Origin of the sequence: Shewanella sp. DNRA4 (genome assembly GCF_012843185.1) — a bacterium.
In the GTDB taxonomy this organism is placed as follows: Bacteria; Pseudomonadota; Gammaproteobacteria; order Enterobacterales; family Shewanellaceae; genus Shewanella; species Shewanella xiamenensis.
In genome coordinates this window covers 24826-43723 of record NZ_JABAIP010000001.1, presented here as the reverse complement: position 1 = coordinate 43723, position 18898 = coordinate 24826, and the positions used below count along the sequence as shown (strand labels likewise).

The window sequence follows — 18898 nt, the reverse complement described above, 5'->3', positions numbered from 1 at the left end:
GTTTTATGCCAAAACCTTCGCTTTCCGGCCGCTAGATGAAATAAATACCTCAGCCGCAGCTGAGGTAAAATTAACTTAGCATAAGCCCCGCTCTAAACCTAATGTAGCGCTTTGATTTCTGATTCACTGACACCGATTTCAAGGGTTTTAATTACAGTTGGCGGTGTTGTCATGGGTTGATCAGCCGCCCTCTCACGGTAAGTAACAGCTACTTTAAATGGGGCTTCAAAGGGATAAACAGGTTCAATATTATCGACCTCAATACGATCGCCAATAAATACACTGCCTAAGTGCTGCACACGATTTTGGCCATAATCTAGGCTAAACAAGCCCAGATACCAGAACACACCTGAACCTTGGTTAGTCATAATAAATGGCGCCACAAAGGGCATGGTTTGCTGCTGTGGATCATCCTGTAATGGCGCATCACTTTGGGTATCAGGCTCTAAAGCGGGGTCAAAATTAAGCGGAGTAACTCGTAAATAATCTAATAACACTCGGCCTTTAGCCTCGCCATCCTGATAATCCCCAATAGCAAACTCCGTTTGTTTAACGTTAATAAAGTGGGTTAACACTACGGCTTTGTGGCTGTCCGGTAAGCTCACTTCAAATTTATTAGCGGTATTTAAACTAAACAGCTTAAGCATCACTTCCGAGGCATTAGCAACGGGCTTGACTTCACTGGGTACCACAGATTCAAGCGCATCTTCACTGCTTAATAATTTGGCTTCTTGGGCTTTTGCCTTAGCATCAGCCTGCGCCATGGCCTCATCGTATTGCAACACTTGGCCATCTTCCATGACCATGTAAATATCATCATTGGTCATGTTAAAGCGATAAACTCCCACGGCAAGAATACTCAGCACTAGGACTGTCGCCGCGATGGTGACTTTAACAAACATACTCATTTTCTCCCCCAATAGCCTAAGTGCTGTATCATTTGCGCTGATGGCAAAACCAGCCTTGCTGATAGCAGCAAAAAATCGCTCTTTCTACAAGGCCAAAATCGCATATTTTTGCTTTAGTCAGCACAAGTTCAGCAAGTGAACCCATGCTGGCATATATATGATTCAGCCTTTTCATTAATGTTCGCAATCGGGCTATAATTCCTTGGCTTAAACGACACCAGCAGTCTTAAACAACGATCGAGTATTAAGGATTTAATTGCCAATGACCAATGCCTCTACTAGCCCATTTGCCGTGTTAAACCAAACCACGGCACACTCGTTTAATGAACAAAAAAACTTAATTAAGCGCGTCTTTAAGGGCAAACCAGTGCAATGTCCAAGCTGCAATCAAACCCTCAAAGTCATCTTGCCCGAGACCGCCAAAGCCGAGCAAGCCGCAGGCATTTTCTGCCCTAAGGGGTGTACTGATATCGAACTCGATATGGAAGCCGTGACGGGGATTTAATCGACAGCTTTCGCATTACCATGGGGTTAATTTCTCGCGAAAATAATGGCGATAATATCCCACTAAATTGCTGCCAATAAACAACATTTCCATTAAGACCGCCACTGGCGAGCCTACTAAGATATTGTGGACTAACCAAAAACTGGTGCCAACTATCATCAGTAGCCGCAAGTCTTTATCACGCTGACAAAATGCCGCACGGGTTTGAAATAGTGTACCGATACAACTGATCACACTCACAAGCCCGCTGAAGGTCAAGCTACTCATCAGTACCGCTGCCCCACTAAAACCCCACATGGCCTTTTTAGACGTGGTAAAAATACTGGTGAGGTAACGCACTGTGGCAATCCCCATCAATCCCGCCGCAGTCCATTGTGCTAACAAGCAAAAGTGGATTGAAATCAAGATCCCCGACATAAATAAGCAAGCGACAATGCGTTCGCGCGCTTTAAATTGAAACGATATCACGTCAAATACGATGGCAATGGCCACCAACAATTGCGACAGAGTAAAAGCATCCACAATAAGCTCCTTAAAAGTTCGGTATAGGCTTAGACGTCGCCCAACAACAAACGGATTTGCTTGGATTAGCAATCGCTAAGGAGCATGAAGTGAATCACTTTTAGGCGCATTAACTTAAGTTAATTGGCAGGCAATTTTACGGCGAATCTTGTAAACGTTTACGGATACGCGACAAGCTAATGGCGGTAATACCAATATAATTAGCCAGTTGGGCATGGGTTAAGCGCTCAACCCAGAGGGGAAAATATTCGAGTAAATGTAAGTAACGCTGCTCTGGCGTATTGAGGAGTAAAAAGGCTTCTTTTTGTTCTTTATACAATAACTGTTGTTTAAGTAGCGCAAGTTGTACCTGTTGCATAAATGGCTCATTTAGCACAGCAAGTGGTATTTGCACTAACCTGCAAGCACCGACGGTTTCTAACTGATAGGGCGCAACATCCTGCTTTAGCCAGCTGCTATATAAGAAACAAAGCTCTCCTTCGAAGTAAAACTCCTTGCAGCGCTCACTCCCCTCTTGGGTATAGTGGCAAGCACGCACTATGCCATCCACCACAAAGTAGGCAAAGGTTTGGTGCTCGCCTTGGGCTAATAAGCACTCCCCAGGCTGACATGAAAGCGCTCTTGCTTGGGTGAGCAGCGCTAAGTGATCAGGCTCGGCCCCTAAAGCGAGCAAATATTGCCAAAGGGGTTTGATTGCCTGCTCAGTTGCCTTAAGCGTATCTGGTGATAGCGTCGTCATTGCTGATTACTGGCTTTGCCATTCATATTCGACCAAGGGCGCTTGGTGTGACGCATCCTTTAATCCTAAGGTCACCTTAAAGACGCGATTCGGTGGAATGATGCCGACGCCTTTTGGGGTGCCCGTCATCACAATGTCGCCATCTTCTAAACGAGTAAAGCGTTGCAACTCAGACAAAATGGTTTGCGGCGGATAGATCATTAAATCAATATCGCCTTCTTGGGTTAACACCCCATCAATACTTAAGCTAAATTGAAATTGCGCGCTCGGATCATCAATCGCAACAAAAGGGCTAAAAAGCGCTGCACCATCAAAGGCTTTGGCTTTTTCCCACGGTAATCCCTTGGCCTTAAGTTTGCTTTGTAGTTCCCGCTTAGTCAGATCCAGCCCCACGCCCACATGGCTAAAGCGCCCCTGCTGATACAAAAAACACAGCTCGGTTTCATAGTGCAGCGTCTCACCAAGATGCTGAGAATATAATTGAGTACTGATGGCCGAATTAGGCTTAAAAAACACCACCATATCATCGGGGATTTCATTGCCAAGCTCATGGATATGGTCAACATAATTACGCCCAATACAAAGGATTTTGCTGGGAGCAATAGCCTTATTTTCTAACATCACCGTTTTCATTAACGCTCCTTTAAACATCAGCGGGACAACATAATTATCCAAGCCTTCTTCGTTAAGACTTTACTCTGACAACTCTCTGCTACACTTATTTTTATACCCCAATAAAAACAAGCAACTAAGTACTTGTACTACGGCGTATTCTTCCCTTGTCCACGCGATGTTATCGCCTTATTTGGCTGACATCATAGACGAAAAGGTCGATGACTCAATGTTAACACTCAGTATCAAGCAAAAAATGCTCTTAAGCTTCAGTGCAATTGGTATCCTGCTCTTAGCTGGTAATAGCTTCTTCTACTATTCGCTCTATCAAGTTCAAATCAGTTATAGCAATATCGAGACACTCGCCATACCGGTTCAAAAGCAAAGCAATAACTTACAACTTGTGCTCGTTAAAATGTCGCGCCTTGCAACTTTAGCCCATAGCCAAAATGACACCGCAGAGCTAATGCAAAGCCAAAAAGGATTCAATGCGCTAGAGCATAAATATCAAAGTATTGAAAACGAGCTGAAACAGATGGTTAGCGACCAACCCCAGATGCAAGCATCACTGAATGAAGCTCAAAAACGCTACCAAGCCTACCAGCAACAAAGCCAAGATATGTTTAGCGCTAAGCTCGCGAACGAACAAGCAAAACAACATTATCAAACACTTTTTAATCAGTTTATTGAGGCAAAAACGCAAGCAAGTAATGCAATGATCGATTTAGAAACGATCTCATTGCCCGATAATCCGGCACTTTTGGAGGAGATAATCGGAACAGGAACCCGCATTGACGATATGCTTTACACATTAACCAACACAATGTCAGAGCTAACGCATGCTCAGGATTCTCATTCTATAAACTCGCATAAACAGGATATAGCCCTATTGCTAGGGAATCTAAGTACTAACTTTACCTTTTTAAAACAACAAGCTTCGGGGATAAACACCCTAGGGTTACTGGAGATTTTTGAGCAACAAGCCACCATATTCAATCGGTTACTTTCAACCCCAGGCGAGCTATATCTGGCACAACAGCAAGTGGTTGATAATCACACTCAAGCAGAACAGCATTTTAAAAATACGGAACAAGAATTTAATGCCAATACCCTTGCGTTAGATAAATTATTAGCCCTAGCTGACAGACGTTTTAGTCTGTTGCAAAACATTGCAAATGACGATATTCAACGCGGTCAAACATTGGCCATTGTACTAGCGGCCATGTTTGTGTTTATGGTCAGTTCAATATCCTTCTTTACCCTAAGGGCCATGTTAGTACCACTCACCTTGGCAAATAGTGCGCTAGCAAATATTGCGAGGGGAGACTTATCCAAGAGAATACCTAAACGTCACAATGATGAATTTGGGGTACTTATTGATAATATGAATACTCTTTGTGATGATCTGGCAAAATTATTAACCCATATCAGCAATGACGCCCACTCTTTAGATAATTCAGCCACACAAACACATCAGCAAGGTCAAGGCATCGCTAATGCAGCTACCGCACAAATTGAGCGCATCAATGGCACGAAAGCCTTAACAGAACAAATGTTTACCAGCTCTAACCTTGTTGCAGAACAAGCCAGTAGTTCGGCAACAGAAATCACCCAAGCATCGAAACATAGCCAACAAGCACAGCTTATTGCCGCCGATAATCAAGCCAAAATAGCGGAGTTAAGCACAAAGCTAAGTGATTCTGTCGCTATCATGTCGCGCCTTAGTGCACACAGCCACAATATTGGTGGGATTCTCACCACCATTAGTAGCATTGCAGAACAAACTAACCTACTCGCCCTCAATGCCGCCATCGAAGCCGCAAGGGCTGGCGAACATGGTCGAGGTTTTGCGGTCGTTGCCGATGAAGTACGCTCATTAGCCTCAAGGACACAAGCCTCAACCGCCGAAATCCAACAGATGATCTTAGCGTTACAGCAGGAAACTACCACGGCCTCAACGGCCATAAGCTCAGGGCAAACACAAGCCAACGACTGTGTGGAGCAAAGTAAAACACTACACCATGCCATAGCACAGATTGAAGTCACACTCAGTGCCATTAATGAGATGAGTTTACAAATTACCCAAGCAGCCCACCAACAACTCGATTACAGCCGACATATTGAGTCCAGTATGGGGGAGGTCGCCTTCGCGGCAGATCAAAATGCCCATGAGGCAATGGATATGGCAAAACGCAGTGACCAAGTGACTCAGTTAGCCCACTCGCTCACCCGCTCTGTCGAACGCTTTACACTGTAGCAATAAGTGCATTGATACTTATATGGCTAAATGTATCAGAGCCGAGATAACCACATAAAAACAACAGCCATCAGTAAACTGATGGCTGCTTTTTTAGCAAACACTGGCAGAATAACAGCCTAAGCATATTCCATTAAAAACTCATCGAGTTGCTCGTTAGCAATTTCGATCTCATCGCCTTCGAACTGCGCAATATGAAACATTCCCTCGCCTTCATTCGTCACAGGAATATTACTGATCCCGATGATAATGCCATCGGTTGGCGCGCGGATCGCCACACTATCACCGCCATGCGGACTGACAATATGGGCAATAATATAGCCCTTATTAACCCGTTGACCGAGTTTGAGCTTCATATTGACTAAGCCATCGGACTCACTGCGGATCCAATAGCTGCGTATCGCACTGACACTCGCAATCTTGTTACTGACTCGCCCCTTGAGCATACCAAGGCTACGCATCACATTGAGCACGCCCTTTAGACCCGACTTAATAGCCAGTTCACTAAAGCGCAGCGCCTCGCCCGCCTCATACAAAATACAGGGAATGCCCTGCTGATTCGCATAGCCGCGCATCGACACGCTACGCGCCTTAGAGTGCATAATAAGCGGTGCGCCAAAGGCATTAGCCATGGCTAACATAGTTTCATCACCGGTATCGCAACGGATTTGCGGTAAGTTATCTCTATGGATAGCCCCCGTATGTAAATCAATCACATGGGTTGCATGGACTAATAACTGAGTAGCAAACAGGTTGGCTAACCGGCTTGCCAACGCCCCTTTACTGGAGCCTGGGAAGCAACGGTTGAGATCGCGCCTATCGGGTAAATAACGGGATTGTTGAATAAAACCAAACACATTGACTATGGGCACCACAATCAGGGTGCCAGCTAAATTTTTAGGGCTAACCCGTCCAAGTAATCGCCGACAGATCTCAATACCATTGAGCTCATCGCCATGGATAGCAGCACAGACTAAGAGTGTCGGCCCAGGTTTGAGGCCGTGAAAGACTTCGACATGAATATCGAGTTGGGTATCGGTATAAAGCTTGGCAGCGGGTAATTTAATCCCCATTTGCGTACCCGCAATCACTCGTTTGCCTTCAATCTCAAACGCTTCGCGTTTTTTAACCATGGTCACTCCCTGATCTGCATTGAGCTGTATGTGATAACTCTAGTATTAAGCCTTAACACGCCCACGCTATTATTCGCCTTCAAACTGGGTTAACCAGTGTTTTAAAATTTGCTGCAATGCCACACGCTCAGCAGTCGGGACCCCCGATAATAGCGCGCTCTGACATTGGATATGTTTGGGGAGCGCAGCCTCAATCAGTGATTTACCTGCCGAAGTAAGCGAAACATGCACGGCGCGGCGATCTTCCTTACAGTGCTCACGGGCAATCAAGCCTTTATTTTCCAGCCGGTCTAAACGACTGGTCATGGCGCCTGAACTTAACATCATGCTTTGATACAGCTGCGAAGGCGATAAAGTATAAGGCTTACCTGAGCGTCTGAGTGTCGCGAGCACATCAAACTCCCCCTGACCTAAGCCAAATTCGCCGTGGCATAAGGCGATAGCGTTTTCCATATATTTGGTCAGCCTTGCGATGCGCCCTAACACCGCCATGGGGACTAAATCCTCTGTCACCCCTTCAGCCCGCCACTGGCCGAGGATTTTATCTAATCCATCTTCAACTGAAGCCGACATTTGCTTTGCGTCGAGTAGTTGCGAGTCGTTTGCCATAGGTTTATCTCTATATAAAGATTCTTCACATGCTAACCATTTTATCGCCTAATTTAATGATTTGTATATGTGGCTACTTTTAGTGGGTAGATAAGAGTAAATTCTGCATAAAAAAACCGCCCAATTGATACAAATTGGGCGGTTTTACGTTCAAGCAAGTTTAAGCGAAATGACTTAAGACTTTTTCACAAAGCAGGTCAGGATCACGATGCGAGTGCCATTCACACGGCCTTCGATATGCTCTGGATTGTTGGTTAACGAAATATTGCGTACTGCGGTGCCACGTTTTGCCACAAAGCTGGTACCTTTGACGTTAAGATCTTTAATGATGACCACGGTATCGCCGGCGTTAAGCACTGCACCGTTGCTGTCTAAAGTCGGTGGCGTATCATCACTGGCGGCAGCGGCTTCGGCATCGCCCCAAGCGCGTAAATCCTCTTCCAGATACAGCATATCCAGTAAATCCTGCGCCCAGCTTTCACCGCTTAAGCGTTTCAGCATGCGATATGACATCACTTGAACCGCAGGGACTTGGCTCCACATGCTGTCGTTCAGACAACGCCAGTGGTTCATGTCCATAGTATCCGGCGCTGCAATTTGGCTGCTGCAATTTTCACAAATCATAATCTCGTTTTCATGACCATCGGAAGCCGGTAAGTCATAAATAGAGAGTTCGACGTCACTTGCGCAGAGTTCACATTTGCCGCCACAGCGAGTTAGCAATTCATTTTCAGTCATTTTTTCTGTCTACATGCGTAATAAAACGCGGATTATGCCATAAATTGGCTTTTCACGGCAGGGGGGAAGGCAAGATAACCCTAATTTTTATATGAGTTATCTATTTCTTCACCCTTGGAATTGCCATTTAATCCTTAAAATTCATAAGCTAAACTGAGTCTGATATCTCGCCCCGGCGCGGGAATGCCATCCGACAGAAACGGCGTCACCTGCTGATTTGTGAGATTTTTTGCCATTAAGCGCACGCTGAGCCCTTTCAGTGTTTCTTGAGGCTCGTAGGCTAAATATATATTTTGTAAGAAGTAATTCTCACTTGGGGATTCTGCATTAAAAATATCACCTTCAGGCACATTATCCTGTGCATCATACCAAGTCCCCTGCCAAGCAACTGAAATGGAATCAGTAATATACATACCCACACGCAGACGAATATCCAGCGGCGCGATATTCGCAAGGTATTCATCCTCGCCTTGGCTGTCTCTGAGTGATCCCCTGTGCTCCCCCTCTAACCAAGAAACGGCTAAGTCACTGAAGAAATCCTGATAACGATATTGGGACTCGAGATCGGCGCCGTAGATCTCATAGCCGTCAAGATTGGTATAACCACTTTGAATCGCTTGATTTGGGTCGGACTTTGCACCGCGGCGCTGGGCAATATCGTCCCGTCCCAAGTTGGCAAATAGGGTCACTTGAGTTGAAAGCGTATCTTGGGCGGCAAAAAGACTCGTTTGCTGCGTCATTAAGCCCAGTTTAAAGGCGTGCAGACGCTCCACATCGATATCTCGACTCGTGCCAGTAATGCTCGCCTTGGCGTATTGCACTGCATAGATTTCATCGACCACTGGCGCCTGTAAGCTGTAGGCGTAATCGAAATTCACTCGAGTATTCGCTGTTAACTGGTAGTCGATACCCAATCGCGGTGAAAAGCCCGAATGGTGAGTCGAACTGTAGTCGTGCCCTGCCTTGATATCGTTGTAATCAGGGGCAATGTTGGGGCGACCAATGCTGTAGATAAAGTCATACCGTAGCGAAGGAGTGATGATCAGCTCATCCGTCACACTAATCGCATCGCGCAAATAGACTGCATAGGTATCCTGTCGCCCTTCGGGCTGATAGTAAGGAGTGTACCAACCGTAGTTTTTCTCGGGATTTTTCTCATAACTTTTGTTAAAGACCATTGAATCCCTATCGAGACTGCGGAACTGCAATCCAGTGGTGATTTCATGATTACCAACAATACTTAAGTTGTTGATGTCAATGTAGTCACGCTTGTAATCCAACCAAGATTCATGGCCGAAGTTGCCGACGGAGACTGTCATCTTTTCCCACGCGATTGGCGGCCTGACCCAATGGCGTGCATTGGCAGAATGGGAAACCACAATTTGGGTATCAATTAAAGGATTACTTGGGGAATAGCGATAATTCGCCGACCAGGTATTGTCTTCATAGGTGTTGTAGGCCGTGGTGGCATAGAGTGCCAGTTCATAGGAGCCATATTTACGGATGTTATAATCAGAAATCGCGGGCATAGGACCGCGGCGATTGGCCCAAGGCTTTCGGCCTTCGTCGAGATAATGGGTCAGGCTCAACATGAGTTGATGGTCACCTTGCTCATAATCTAGTTTGCCAAGGTAATTATTTTGCTCATAACCTGAGTATTCAAATGCTTCACTATTGGCGAGCGTCACATCCCCCGCATCGCGGCGGGTGACATGCAATAAACCTGAAAGTTGTTGATTCGCTCGTCCATAAACCGTTCCCGTGTAGCTTTTGGCGTCGTTATTACTGGCGTAACTGGCTTTGACTCGGGCGCCAAGGTTTTGATTGTAATTTAAAAAATCATCAGCAGATTTAGTCACAACATACATGGAGCCGCCAAAGCCGCCGTTACCTGAGCGGACATCGTGGGCCCCTTTAATCACTTCGACTCGCTTGATTAAATCGGGATCTAAGAAGAACGACCCATAGCGATACTGCTCAAATCCCACGGGGGCGTTATCGACATAAATGTTGAAATCTTCGGTTTCGCCAAATCCCCATACGTTAATGCGCTCGCCGCCACTGCGAGTACCACCATCAACATGGGCACCGGCCATATCATCGATAACTTCAGCAAATGTGGTCGCTTGCATCTCTTCAATTTGCTCCATCGAGATGATCGCCTCGCCCGGCTTAGTCATAGTGGTCGCTCGGCGGTATTGCTGGCCATGTACTTGTAATATCTCAATTGGCTCGACCTTAGGCGCTCCTAATACTTCCTTGGCATTGAGTGGCAACGCGGGCAATACGCTTAAGCCCAAACAGCCCATGATTGCTTTTGATATCGTGCTCTTAGGTTGATATCCCATCTCCCCATCCCCTGTTACATAGTGTAAAAAATAGGGCGGCATTATAGGCATCAATGTCAAAGATGAGAATAATTCTCACCTAGCTTTACATGTAAATCACAACCTGATGGTCACTACAGGGAAATACTCGAAGAATTTGCAATATCCACACACATTTGTTCAACTCGCACTAACCTGTTTTGACTAACAGTCGGAATCTCAGTCTCAAGCACCTCAAAGGTTTTATGGGTATGACTAAGCTCACCGCACAACCTCAAACCGAGTTGGCATTTACCGCTGCCAGCTTAGATTTTCTCAAACGGCTTTCGCTCAATAATTCCCGCGACTGGTTTAAAGCCCATCAGGATGAATATGAAGATAACGTCAGAACGCCCGCACTGCGTTTTATTGAACAAATTCAGCCTCATATAATTGCGATTTCGCCGAGACTGACCGCGGTTGCCAAAAAAGTCGGTGGCAGCTTAATGCGCCCACAGCGCGATAGCCGTTTTAGCAATGATAAGACACCCTACAAAACCAATGTGGGGATCCAGTTTCGACATTTTCAGGGCAAAGATGTGCATGCGCCGGGGCTGTATTTACACATTGCCGAAGACGGTTGTTTTATTGCCGCCGGTATTTGGCATCCCGAATCCAAGGTACTGAATGCGATTCGAACTTGTATCGATGAAAACCCCAACGGCTATAAAAAGGCGCTGCAGACATTAACCGGTCAAGGATTTGTGATGGATGGTGATAGTTTAACTCGCCCGCCAAAGGGATTCGATAAGCATCACTCAATGCTAACCGAGCTCAAACGTAAGGACTTTATCGCGCTAAAGCCCATTCCCTTTGAAAGGCTCTGCCAAGCCGATGCCGCCCGCTACTGCGCCGAACAATTCGCCCACTGTAGCCAATTAATGGCCTACTTGTGCTTTGCCCTCGAGTTGGACTTTTAGTTTTTGCATCAGTTTTGCAGTTCACGAGGCCAAGCATGCGCTTGGTCTCATGCTTATCGGTTTAACCTACGCCCTATTTCACATCGACGGGCTTAAGTGGCGTCAGCGCGAGACTCTTAAGATATTCGCTTAATACCGTAAATGCGTTATCCAACAGGGCGTATTCCTTCGCCTTACCTAACACTCTAATCCCTTGTAATTGAAGCACTAAAAAAGCCGCTAGCGACTCAGGCTGAACCGATTGAGATAACTCACCCTGTAGCTGACTGTAGCGTAATACACCGGTAAAGTTAGTCTGCAACTGGGCAAACAAGCGCTGGCACTCTTGCTGCACGCAGTCATCATCGAGACATTTTTCTAATACTGCATTCTGCATAAAGCAGCCATACTCTTGCTCGCGCTGCAAGGCCACAAATCGCGCTAAATAGGTCAAGATCTCATTCAATCCCGCCCGTGCATGCAGGATTTTCTCCTTCGCCCCGAAGGAATAGTGGTCGAGATAAAAACGTAAACATTCACGATATAAACTCTGTTTATCACCAAAACTGTTATACAAGCTGAAGCGATTAATCCCTAAGTGTTCGACCAGATCGGCAATCGATGTCTCGGCAAATCCCTTCTGCCAAAATAGCTCCATCGCCTGAATGAGCTTTTCTTGTCTATCAAAATTACAACTGCGTGCCATGGTTCAAACCTACATTGATGCCTGTATTAAACGGAGTGCTATATGGCAAAAACATTCTTGACTGACCGTTTAGATATGGCGTAAATTTTATCCTAACCGATCGTTCCGTTAAAGCTCTATTTAGCCAAACTTAAAGATAAACAGAAGGAAAGAGCATGAAGCTTTATGAATTAGCCCCTACGCCAAGCGCAAGACGCGTGAGCATTTTCCTCGCCGAAAAAGGCATCGATATCCCACGTGTGAATGTTGATATTCGCGGCGGTGAAAATCTCAGCCCTGAATTTAAAGCCAAAAGCTTAAACGGACGCATTCCACTGCTCGAACTCGATGATGGTAGCTACCTATGTGAATCCGTGGCTATTTGCCGCTATTTAGAAGAAATCTATCCCAGTGAAACGTCCTTATTTGGCAACAGTCCACTAGAGCGTGCCAAAGTAGAAATGTGGCAACGCATCATTGAATTACAAGGTCTGATGGTCGGCTTTCAAGCCTTTAGAAACCTAACGGGTATTTATAAAGATAGAGAAAATTGCGTCGAAGACTGGGGCGCAGAATCACGCCAACGGGTCATTGACTTCCTGCCGACCTTAGACCAACAATTAGCCAAATCAAGCTATATTGCGAGCGATAGCTTTACGATTGCCGACATTTCTGCATACGTTTTTATTAGCTTTATTAAAAACTTAGATATTCTGGTGGATGACACCCTGCCCCACATTCAGGCATGGTTTGCGACAGTGGCCCAGCGCCCCGCGATAGTGTCGCTTACCCCAAAAAACTAGCAGCGATGCCCTATTGGGCACCCAAGTTAAGCATTAACCAGTTAAGACTTAAGGGATAACTATGATTGATTTATATACCGCCGCGACCCCGAACGGTTTTAAAATTTCCATCGCGCTTGAAGAAATGGGTCTCGACTATCGAGTGCATAAATTAGATTTCAATACCAACGAACAGAAGCAGCCTGAGTTTCTCGCCATTAACCCTAATGGCCGTATTCCAGCCATTATCGACAGAGATAACGATGACTTTGTGGTGTTCGAGTCCGGCGCAATTCTTCTGTATCTGGCTGAAAAAACCGGTAAGTTTTTGCCTGCCGATCCTAAAAAACGCTCGCAGGTCATTCAATGGCTCATGTTCCAGATGAGTGGTGTTGGCCCGATGATGGGTCAAGCTAACGTGTTTTATCGTTACTTCCCCGAAAAAATCCCCGCGGCTATTGAACGTTACCAGAAAGAAGGTCGACGTTTGTTTGAGGTAATGAATACCCAGTTAGCCAAACATGCATATTTAGCGGGTGATGAGTACACCATTGCGGATATCGCGACTTGGCCTTGGGTGCGCATCCATGAATGGAGCGGTATCAATATGGAAGGACTCACTCACCTACAACGTTGGCTAGACGAGTTAGCCCTAAGACCCGCTTGCCAAAAAGGCATAGTGACACCTCCGCCCTCAGTATTGAGTGATGAAGAGCGTGCTAAGCAAATCCAGGAGATGGTGACTAAGTAGGCTATCATTTCCTCGCGCGCATTCGTTTTTCTCCATCAAGCCCCAACTCAGCATTGGGGCTTTTTTACTGCTAGCGATGCGCAAAACTGCTACACTCTGCGCCACTTATTGATTTGCTTGGCCATATTCATCCCATCGGATGGATGTCACTCGGCCGAGCCACTTTTCAGGCTAACTTTATGGGCAATCCAAACGGCTTATCATCTACCACTATTCACTCTGCATTTAATATCGAACCGCAAACGCCCGCACAAAAACGCGCGAAGAGCTATGCCAATACCATTAAGTTATTGTTCGATGAGATTTTAAATACCAAGCAACCCGCCGACCGAGTGCTCGCGAACTACTTTAGGGAACATAAAAAGCACGGCTCTAAGGATCGCAAGGTCATCCGCGAATCCTTATTTAGCCTGTTCCGTTGGTGGGGCTGGTTTAAAGCCACGGCCGATCATCAACAGGCGCCACAATTTTTTGCCATGCTCAGCGCGAGCGCCCTAATCGAAGCCCATCCATGGCAAGATATCGCCCAAGCCTGGCATGAGCTCGCCCAATCGCCAGCTGATTATCAACAGCTTCAATCCCTTAGCGTTAATAGCTTAGCGGATAAATTGGCACTGGTACGGCGCCAATTTCCCGAAGTGTCCTTCGAACTCGCGGATTTATTGCCTGAATGGTTTTGGCAGGTCTGCCCAATTGCCCCAGAGCTGCGCCCAAATCTCATCGAAGCCATGTCTAGCCGGCCACCGATTTGGGGACGTGCACAGGGAATCAACAGCCAAACAGCTGTTAAGCAACTACAAGCGCTAGAGATTGATGCGAGTCTCAGCCCCTATTTTGAAGATGCCATAAACCTTGGCACTAAGAGCATGAATCTCAATGAAATATCACTCTATAAAGAGGGCAAAATTGAGATCCAGGATTTAGCCTCACAAGTGATAGGTCAAATTTGTGCACCAGAGCCTTGGCAACACTGGTGGGATGCCTGCAGCGGCGCAGGCGGAAAAACCCTGCAATTGCGCACACTGATGCAAACTGCCGCAGCTAAGCAGCACAGTCCATTTGTCGGCTCAATTGTGTCATCAGATATTCGCGCCCACGCCTTAGAAGAACTCAGCAAACGCGCACAACGGGCAAAGTTTGACGGCATCAGCATTGCTCGCTGGCGCAGTGATGCACTGCCGGTCGATGCTAACCATTTTGACGGGGTATTAGTCGACGCCCCCTGTAGCTGCACGGGCACGTGGCGACGTAACCCAGATATGCGTTGGCTCGACAGCCTCGATGCCGTCACAGATAAAGCAGCACTGCAACTGGATATCTTAAGCCGCAGCAGTGAGGCGGTAAAACGGGGCGGAAGCTTAGTCTACGCCACTTGCTCACTGTCACCAGTTGAAAATGAGCAAGTAGTTTCCGCCTTTTTACAACAACATCCCGAGTTCAGCTTAGTGCCGATCCGCCACCCCTTTACAGGCGAACAAACAGAAATGTTGACCGTGTGGCCCTTCGAAGCCAACACAGATGGAATGTTTGTGGCGCGTATGCAGCGCAAGCAGTAGCACTAACTCCTTATTTTTTATCAGAACTTGGCACTCTTTCCCTGAGTGCCTTTTATATATTTCTTAATAAGGTTTGTCGCTCGCAAAGTTTATTCATAGAACAATCATTAAGATAAGTCATAAATACCCTAATAAAATGCCTAAAAGCCATACTTGCATCACTCGCCCCCGTTCTTGGACAAAACTTTTCACCATCAGTGATTAAATATTTCGCTTTAGCTTAATCTCACCTTTGGGTAAAAAGATCGGGTGCTGAAAATGGCACAGGTATTTTTGGAATTTTGACCATGTCACACTCCTATGAATTTGACGACGATGATGCGCCATGGGGCGAAAACGTCAAAGGTAAGCAAAAAAACAAACGCGTAAAACAACGTCGCAGGGATACTAAGCGCCGTTATTCTGATGATGCAGAGGTGGATTTCTATCAGCATAAATCGAAGTAACTGAACTACGACCCGTTTGCCTTAGCAAATTCGAGCTTTATAAGCAGTCAAATCCCAGCAAGTTGGAGTTAATCCAACTTGCTAGTTAATCTAAGTTTTTCCCTCTATTCATCTTTTAATTCAATTGTAAAATCAATAGGCTAATAAGCTGATTTGCCCTATGCTCTTTATGGTTTACTCATGCCTTAGTCGGCAAAACTACCTTACACATCTTTACGGGTTTAAAGGATGATCCCATGGAAAAACAACGCCCCGATTTTATCTATCCCCCAGGCAGTATGTTGATGCACTCACCCTTAGTGTTGAATAAAGCCGATATGTACGGTTTTTTTCTCAAGGGAAAACTTGCCAACCTACAGCGCTCTATCGATAAAACCCTCAATCAAGTGGCCGGTAGTGCCATGTACTTTAAAGTGCTATCGCCCTACGTACTGACAACTTTTACCCAAATCGAGAAAGCCTATTCAGAAGACCCAACCGACAGGGCCAAAGGTTGGATCCAAGAAACCGACATCATCACTTGGGTCATGGTCGGTCGCCAAGAAAATAGCAACAGCACATCCATCAGCCATGTGTATTTTCAGCCGCTGCATATTTGGGTGAATGATGCGATGGCCCTGATCAATGGCCGTGAGTTGTTCGGTTATCCCAAGTATTTGTGTGAATACACTATGCCCGCGGTCGGTGAGCCATTAACCCGCCTCTTCCTGGCCACAAAGAGCTTCTTACACTTTAGCCCTGACACTGAGCTTGCCGTGCACCCGCTGATTGAGGTGAATTGCAATGCCAAGCCCGAGGCGCAGCTCACCACGCTAGAAGCCATAGCCCAAACCTGGCAACTCTTTAAAGAGCAAACGGATTTTATTCCAGAGCTGGATAAGCTAGGTGAGGAGCAACTGTTTCATTTGCTGTTTAAGCCCGCTATCGACCAAGTGTTTTTAAAGCAGTTTCCGGACGCTTCAGGCCAAAAAGCGGTTTATCAGGCGATTACTGCATCGCCCGCTAAGGTCAACAAAGTGCACAGTGTTGCCCTGTTAGAAAATGACTTTGTCGCCACCATTTTTGATAACGCCAGCTTCCCACTCAAAGAAACCCTAGGCGTCGAGGTTGGCGAGCAGCATGTATTACTGCCCTACCATGTGAACTTTGACTTTGAAGTACCGCCGGGCGAAGTGCTGGTCGATAACTCTGAAATCAAAAAACAAAAAATTGCCATTCTAGGCGGAGGCGTCGCGGCTATGACCGCCGCCTGTTATCTCACCGACAGACCCGGTTGGCAGAATCAATATGAGATTGATGTCTATCAATTAGGCTGGCGAATCGGCGGCAAGGGCGCAAGTGGCCGTAATGCTGCGATGGGGCAACGGATTGAAGAGCATGGCCTGCATATCTGGTTTGGTTTTTATCAAAATGCCTGCGCCTTGATGCGTAAAGCCTATGAAGAATTAAACCGCCCGCCCGAAGCACCGCTGGCCACCTTCTTCGATGCCTTTAAACCCCATAACTTTATTGTGCTACAGGAGGAAATTAATGGTCGCTCCGTTAGCTGGCCAATCACCTTTCCGACACTGCCAGGGATCCCAGGAGATGGCACCGAAACCTTAACCTTCTGGAAGGTAGTTAAGGCCGCATTTGCTTGGATAAAAGAGTGGCTAAAGGATATGGACTCCCTACTGGAAGCCGATGAAAAAGCCATGGCGACACCGAAAAACTGGCTCGATACCAGCTGGTTTGAACGGCTTAAGGATAAGTTAGAGGATTCAGTAGAAGATGCGATGGAGTCCCTTGACGCCCTAGGTGACAAGCTAGAATGCCATTTTAATCAAATGATTGGCCGCGAATGCGATGAGCATGTCCACAGCGAGAGTGACGATGGTTTAGTCGAGTCCGCCGTCGATGCCCTGCACCAAAGGTTGGTTAAACGCTTTAGTGACCATTTAGACACTAACGACGAGTTGCGCCATCTGTATATTGCCGTCGATTTAGGCTTAACCATCTTAAAAGGGATGTTTGTCGACGATGTGTTTGAAAAAGGCTTTGATGCCATCAACGATTATGATTACCGCGAATGGTTAATCAAACACGGCGCCAGCCAAAAATACACGGTCGACAGCGCCCCAGTACGCGGTTTTTATGATCTGGTATTTGCCTACGAAAAAGGCAACTTTGACAAACCGAATGTCGAAGCGGGCACCATTATTCGCTCCATGCTGCGTATCGCCCTGTGTTATCAAGGCGGGATTATGTGGAAAATGCAAGCCGGCATGGGAGATGTGGTCTTTACCCCCTACTATGAAGTGCTGAAACGGCGCGGCGTTAATTTCCACTTTTTCAATCGAGTCGATAATTTAGAATGTCGCAATAACAGCATTCAAGCGATTGAAATTACTGAGCAAGTCGCTTTGGCACCATCGGTTAAAGACTACAATCCACTCGTGGATGTGAAAGGCTTAGCCTGCTGGCCCAGTACCCCCAATTACGCTCAGCTCGAGCCTGAGCAAGCCGCATTGCTAAAAGCCCATGATATTAATCTTGAACACTTCTGGAGCGATTGGGACAACCTGTACGAGGCGCAATTTGGCCAAGCACTACCGAAAAAACGTCTACAAAAAGGCGTGGACTTCGACAAAGTGATTTTTGGTCTGTCTCTTGGTTCGGTCCCCCATGTCGCTAGCGAAGTCATGGCGCAGAGTCCGGCGCTCAAAACCTGTGTAGATAAAGTGCAGACCGTCGCGACCCAAGCCTATCAACTTTGGATGAATCAAGATCTTAATGGTATTGGTTGGCCCAATTATTCTGAGAATGGCGAGCAGCCTGTCTTATCAGGCTTTACCGAGCCCTTCGATACATGGGCATCAATGGATCAATTGCTCGATAAAGAAGACTGGCGCGGCCTTGAGCCCAAAAATGCCAGTTATTTCTGCTCGGCGTTGCCCGTGGATGCCTATCCACCACGTACGGATATCGGTTTCCAACAGCGCAAAACCGCCGAAGCCAAGGCTGGCGCCATTAATCAGCTCAATATGGAAATTCATAAGCTGTGGCAACATGTTGGCGATAGTTTCCCCTGGGAATGGTTGCACGATGAACAAAACCGCCAAGGCGAAGCGCGATTCGATAGCCAATATTGGCGCGCCAATGTGGATCCTTCGGAACGTTATGTGTTGTCGGTTAAAGGCAGCTCACAATATCGTATCACCACCGATGGCACAGGTATCGACAATCTGTATATGACGGGTGACTGGATTAAAACCGGCCTCAATGCCGGTTGTGTCGAGGCCGCCACCATGGCGGGGATGCATACCGCTAAAGCCATCTGCGGTCATCCGGCCATTATCAAAGGCGAAAAAGACTTCGCCTAAATGCCAAAGGGCTGCATTGTGCAGCCCT

The 18898-nt window shown here is 46.6% G+C and carries 17 protein-coding genes; 8 read left to right on the top strand and 9 right to left on the bottom strand.

Annotated features, from left to right (window positions below):
* Positions 1–98: 98 nt before the first annotated feature.
* Complete coding sequence (locus HG547_RS00190) at positions 99–908, bottom strand: hypothetical protein (RefSeq protein ID WP_169546539.1); 810 nt, start codon at positions 906–908, stop codon at positions 99–101.
* 262 nt (positions 909–1170) lie between these two features.
* Between HG547_RS00190 and HG547_RS00185 the strand changes: the two genes are divergently transcribed.
* Positions 1171–1413 carry a hypothetical protein gene (locus tag HG547_RS00185; RefSeq protein WP_037416640.1) on the top strand — a complete coding sequence of 81 codons (243 nt, stop codon included), beginning with the start codon at positions 1171–1173 and terminating at the stop codon, positions 1411–1413.
* Positions 1414–1428: 15 nt separating this feature from the next.
* Here the strand turns inward: HG547_RS00185 and HG547_RS00180 are convergent, their stop codons facing one another.
* The 3 genes from HG547_RS00180 to HG547_RS00170 all read right to left on the bottom strand — a co-directional run bounded on the left by HG547_RS00180 (position 1429) and on the right by HG547_RS00170 (position 3307).
* Positions 1429–1935, bottom strand: a complete 507-nt coding sequence (locus HG547_RS00180; protein WP_047536295.1) for a YgjV family protein — start codon at positions 1933–1935, stop codon at positions 1429–1431.
* Between the two features lie 136 nt (positions 1936–2071).
* Positions 2072–2674 carry a Crp/Fnr family transcriptional regulator gene (locus tag HG547_RS00175; protein WP_169546538.1) on the bottom strand — a complete coding sequence of 201 codons (603 nt, stop codon included), beginning with the start codon at positions 2672–2674 and terminating at the stop codon, positions 2072–2074.
* A gap of 6 nt (positions 2675–2680) precedes the next feature.
* Positions 2681–3307, bottom strand: coding sequence for a fumarylacetoacetate hydrolase family protein (locus HG547_RS00170; protein WP_169546537.1), 627 nt, complete (start codon positions 3305–3307; stop codon positions 2681–2683).
* A 208-nt stretch (positions 3308–3515) separates the two neighbouring features.
* Here HG547_RS00170 and HG547_RS00165 point away from each other — a divergent pair, with 208 nt between their 5' ends.
* Complete coding sequence (locus HG547_RS00165; protein ID WP_169546536.1) at positions 3516–5543, top strand: methyl-accepting chemotaxis protein; 2028 nt, start codon at positions 3516–3518, stop codon at positions 5541–5543.
* A gap of 119 nt (positions 5544–5662) precedes the next feature.
* Here the strand turns inward: HG547_RS00165 and HG547_RS00160 are convergent, their stop codons facing one another.
* From HG547_RS00160 to HG547_RS00145, 4 genes are all read right to left on the bottom strand, one after another.
* Complete coding sequence (locus tag HG547_RS00160; RefSeq protein ID WP_169546535.1) at positions 5663–6676, bottom strand: succinylglutamate desuccinylase/aspartoacylase family protein; 1014 nt, start codon at positions 6674–6676, stop codon at positions 5663–5665.
* Between the two features lie 69 nt (positions 6677–6745).
* Positions 6746–7285, bottom strand: a complete 540-nt coding sequence (locus HG547_RS00155; protein ID WP_069454586.1) for a MarR family transcriptional regulator — start codon at positions 7283–7285, stop codon at positions 6746–6748.
* A 174-nt stretch (positions 7286–7459) separates the two neighbouring features.
* Positions 7460–8023, bottom strand: coding sequence for an alkylphosphonate utilization protein (locus HG547_RS00150; protein WP_169546534.1), 564 nt, complete (start codon positions 8021–8023; stop codon positions 7460–7462).
* Positions 8024–8157: 134 nt separating this feature from the next.
* A complete protein-coding gene (locus HG547_RS00145; protein WP_169546533.1) occupies positions 8158–10371 on the bottom strand; it encodes a TonB-dependent receptor in 2214 nt (737 codons plus the stop codon).
* Between the two features lie 230 nt (positions 10372–10601).
* On the opposite strand from HG547_RS00145, the gene HG547_RS00140 reads away from it, so the two are divergent.
* Positions 10602–11309: a DUF2461 domain-containing protein gene (locus tag HG547_RS00140; protein WP_169546532.1), complete on the top strand. Its 708-nt coding sequence runs from the start codon at positions 10602–10604 to the stop codon at positions 11307–11309.
* A 73-nt stretch (positions 11310–11382) separates the two neighbouring features.
* On the opposite strand, the gene HG547_RS00135 is transcribed toward HG547_RS00140, so the two are convergent.
* The gene (locus tag HG547_RS00135) at positions 11383–11994 is read right to left on the bottom strand and encodes a TetR/AcrR family transcriptional regulator (protein WP_169546531.1); all 612 of its coding nucleotides are present in this window, start codon (positions 11992–11994) and stop codon (positions 11383–11385) included.
* Positions 11995–12149: 155 nt separating this feature from the next.
* Between HG547_RS00135 and HG547_RS00130 the strand changes: the two genes are divergently transcribed.
* The 5 genes from HG547_RS00130 (at position 12150) to HG547_RS00110 (ending at position 18870) form a co-directional block, all read left to right on the top strand.
* Entirely contained in the window at positions 12150–12776 is a 627-nt protein-coding gene (locus tag HG547_RS00130; protein WP_169546530.1) for a glutathione S-transferase, read from the top strand.
* Between the two features lie 61 nt (positions 12777–12837).
* Positions 12838–13506, top strand: a complete 669-nt coding sequence (locus HG547_RS00125) for a glutathione binding-like protein (protein WP_169546529.1) — start codon at positions 12838–12840, stop codon at positions 13504–13506.
* A 179-nt stretch (positions 13507–13685) separates the two neighbouring features.
* Positions 13686–15062 (top strand): RsmB/NOP family class I SAM-dependent RNA methyltransferase, encoded by a 1377-nt coding sequence (locus tag HG547_RS00120; RefSeq protein WP_169546528.1) that lies wholly within the window; start codon positions 13686–13688, stop codon positions 15060–15062.
* A gap of 287 nt (positions 15063–15349) precedes the next feature.
* On the top strand, positions 15350–15508 hold the full coding sequence (locus tag HG547_RS00115) for a small highly charged protein (protein ID WP_037416614.1): 159 nt from the start codon (positions 15350–15352) through the stop codon (positions 15506–15508).
* A 236-nt stretch (positions 15509–15744) separates the two neighbouring features.
* Positions 15745–18870: an NAD(P)-binding protein gene (locus HG547_RS00110; protein WP_169546527.1), complete on the top strand. Its 3126-nt coding sequence runs from the start codon at positions 15745–15747 to the stop codon at positions 18868–18870.
* The last annotated feature ends 28 nt before the right edge of the window (positions 18871–18898 follow it).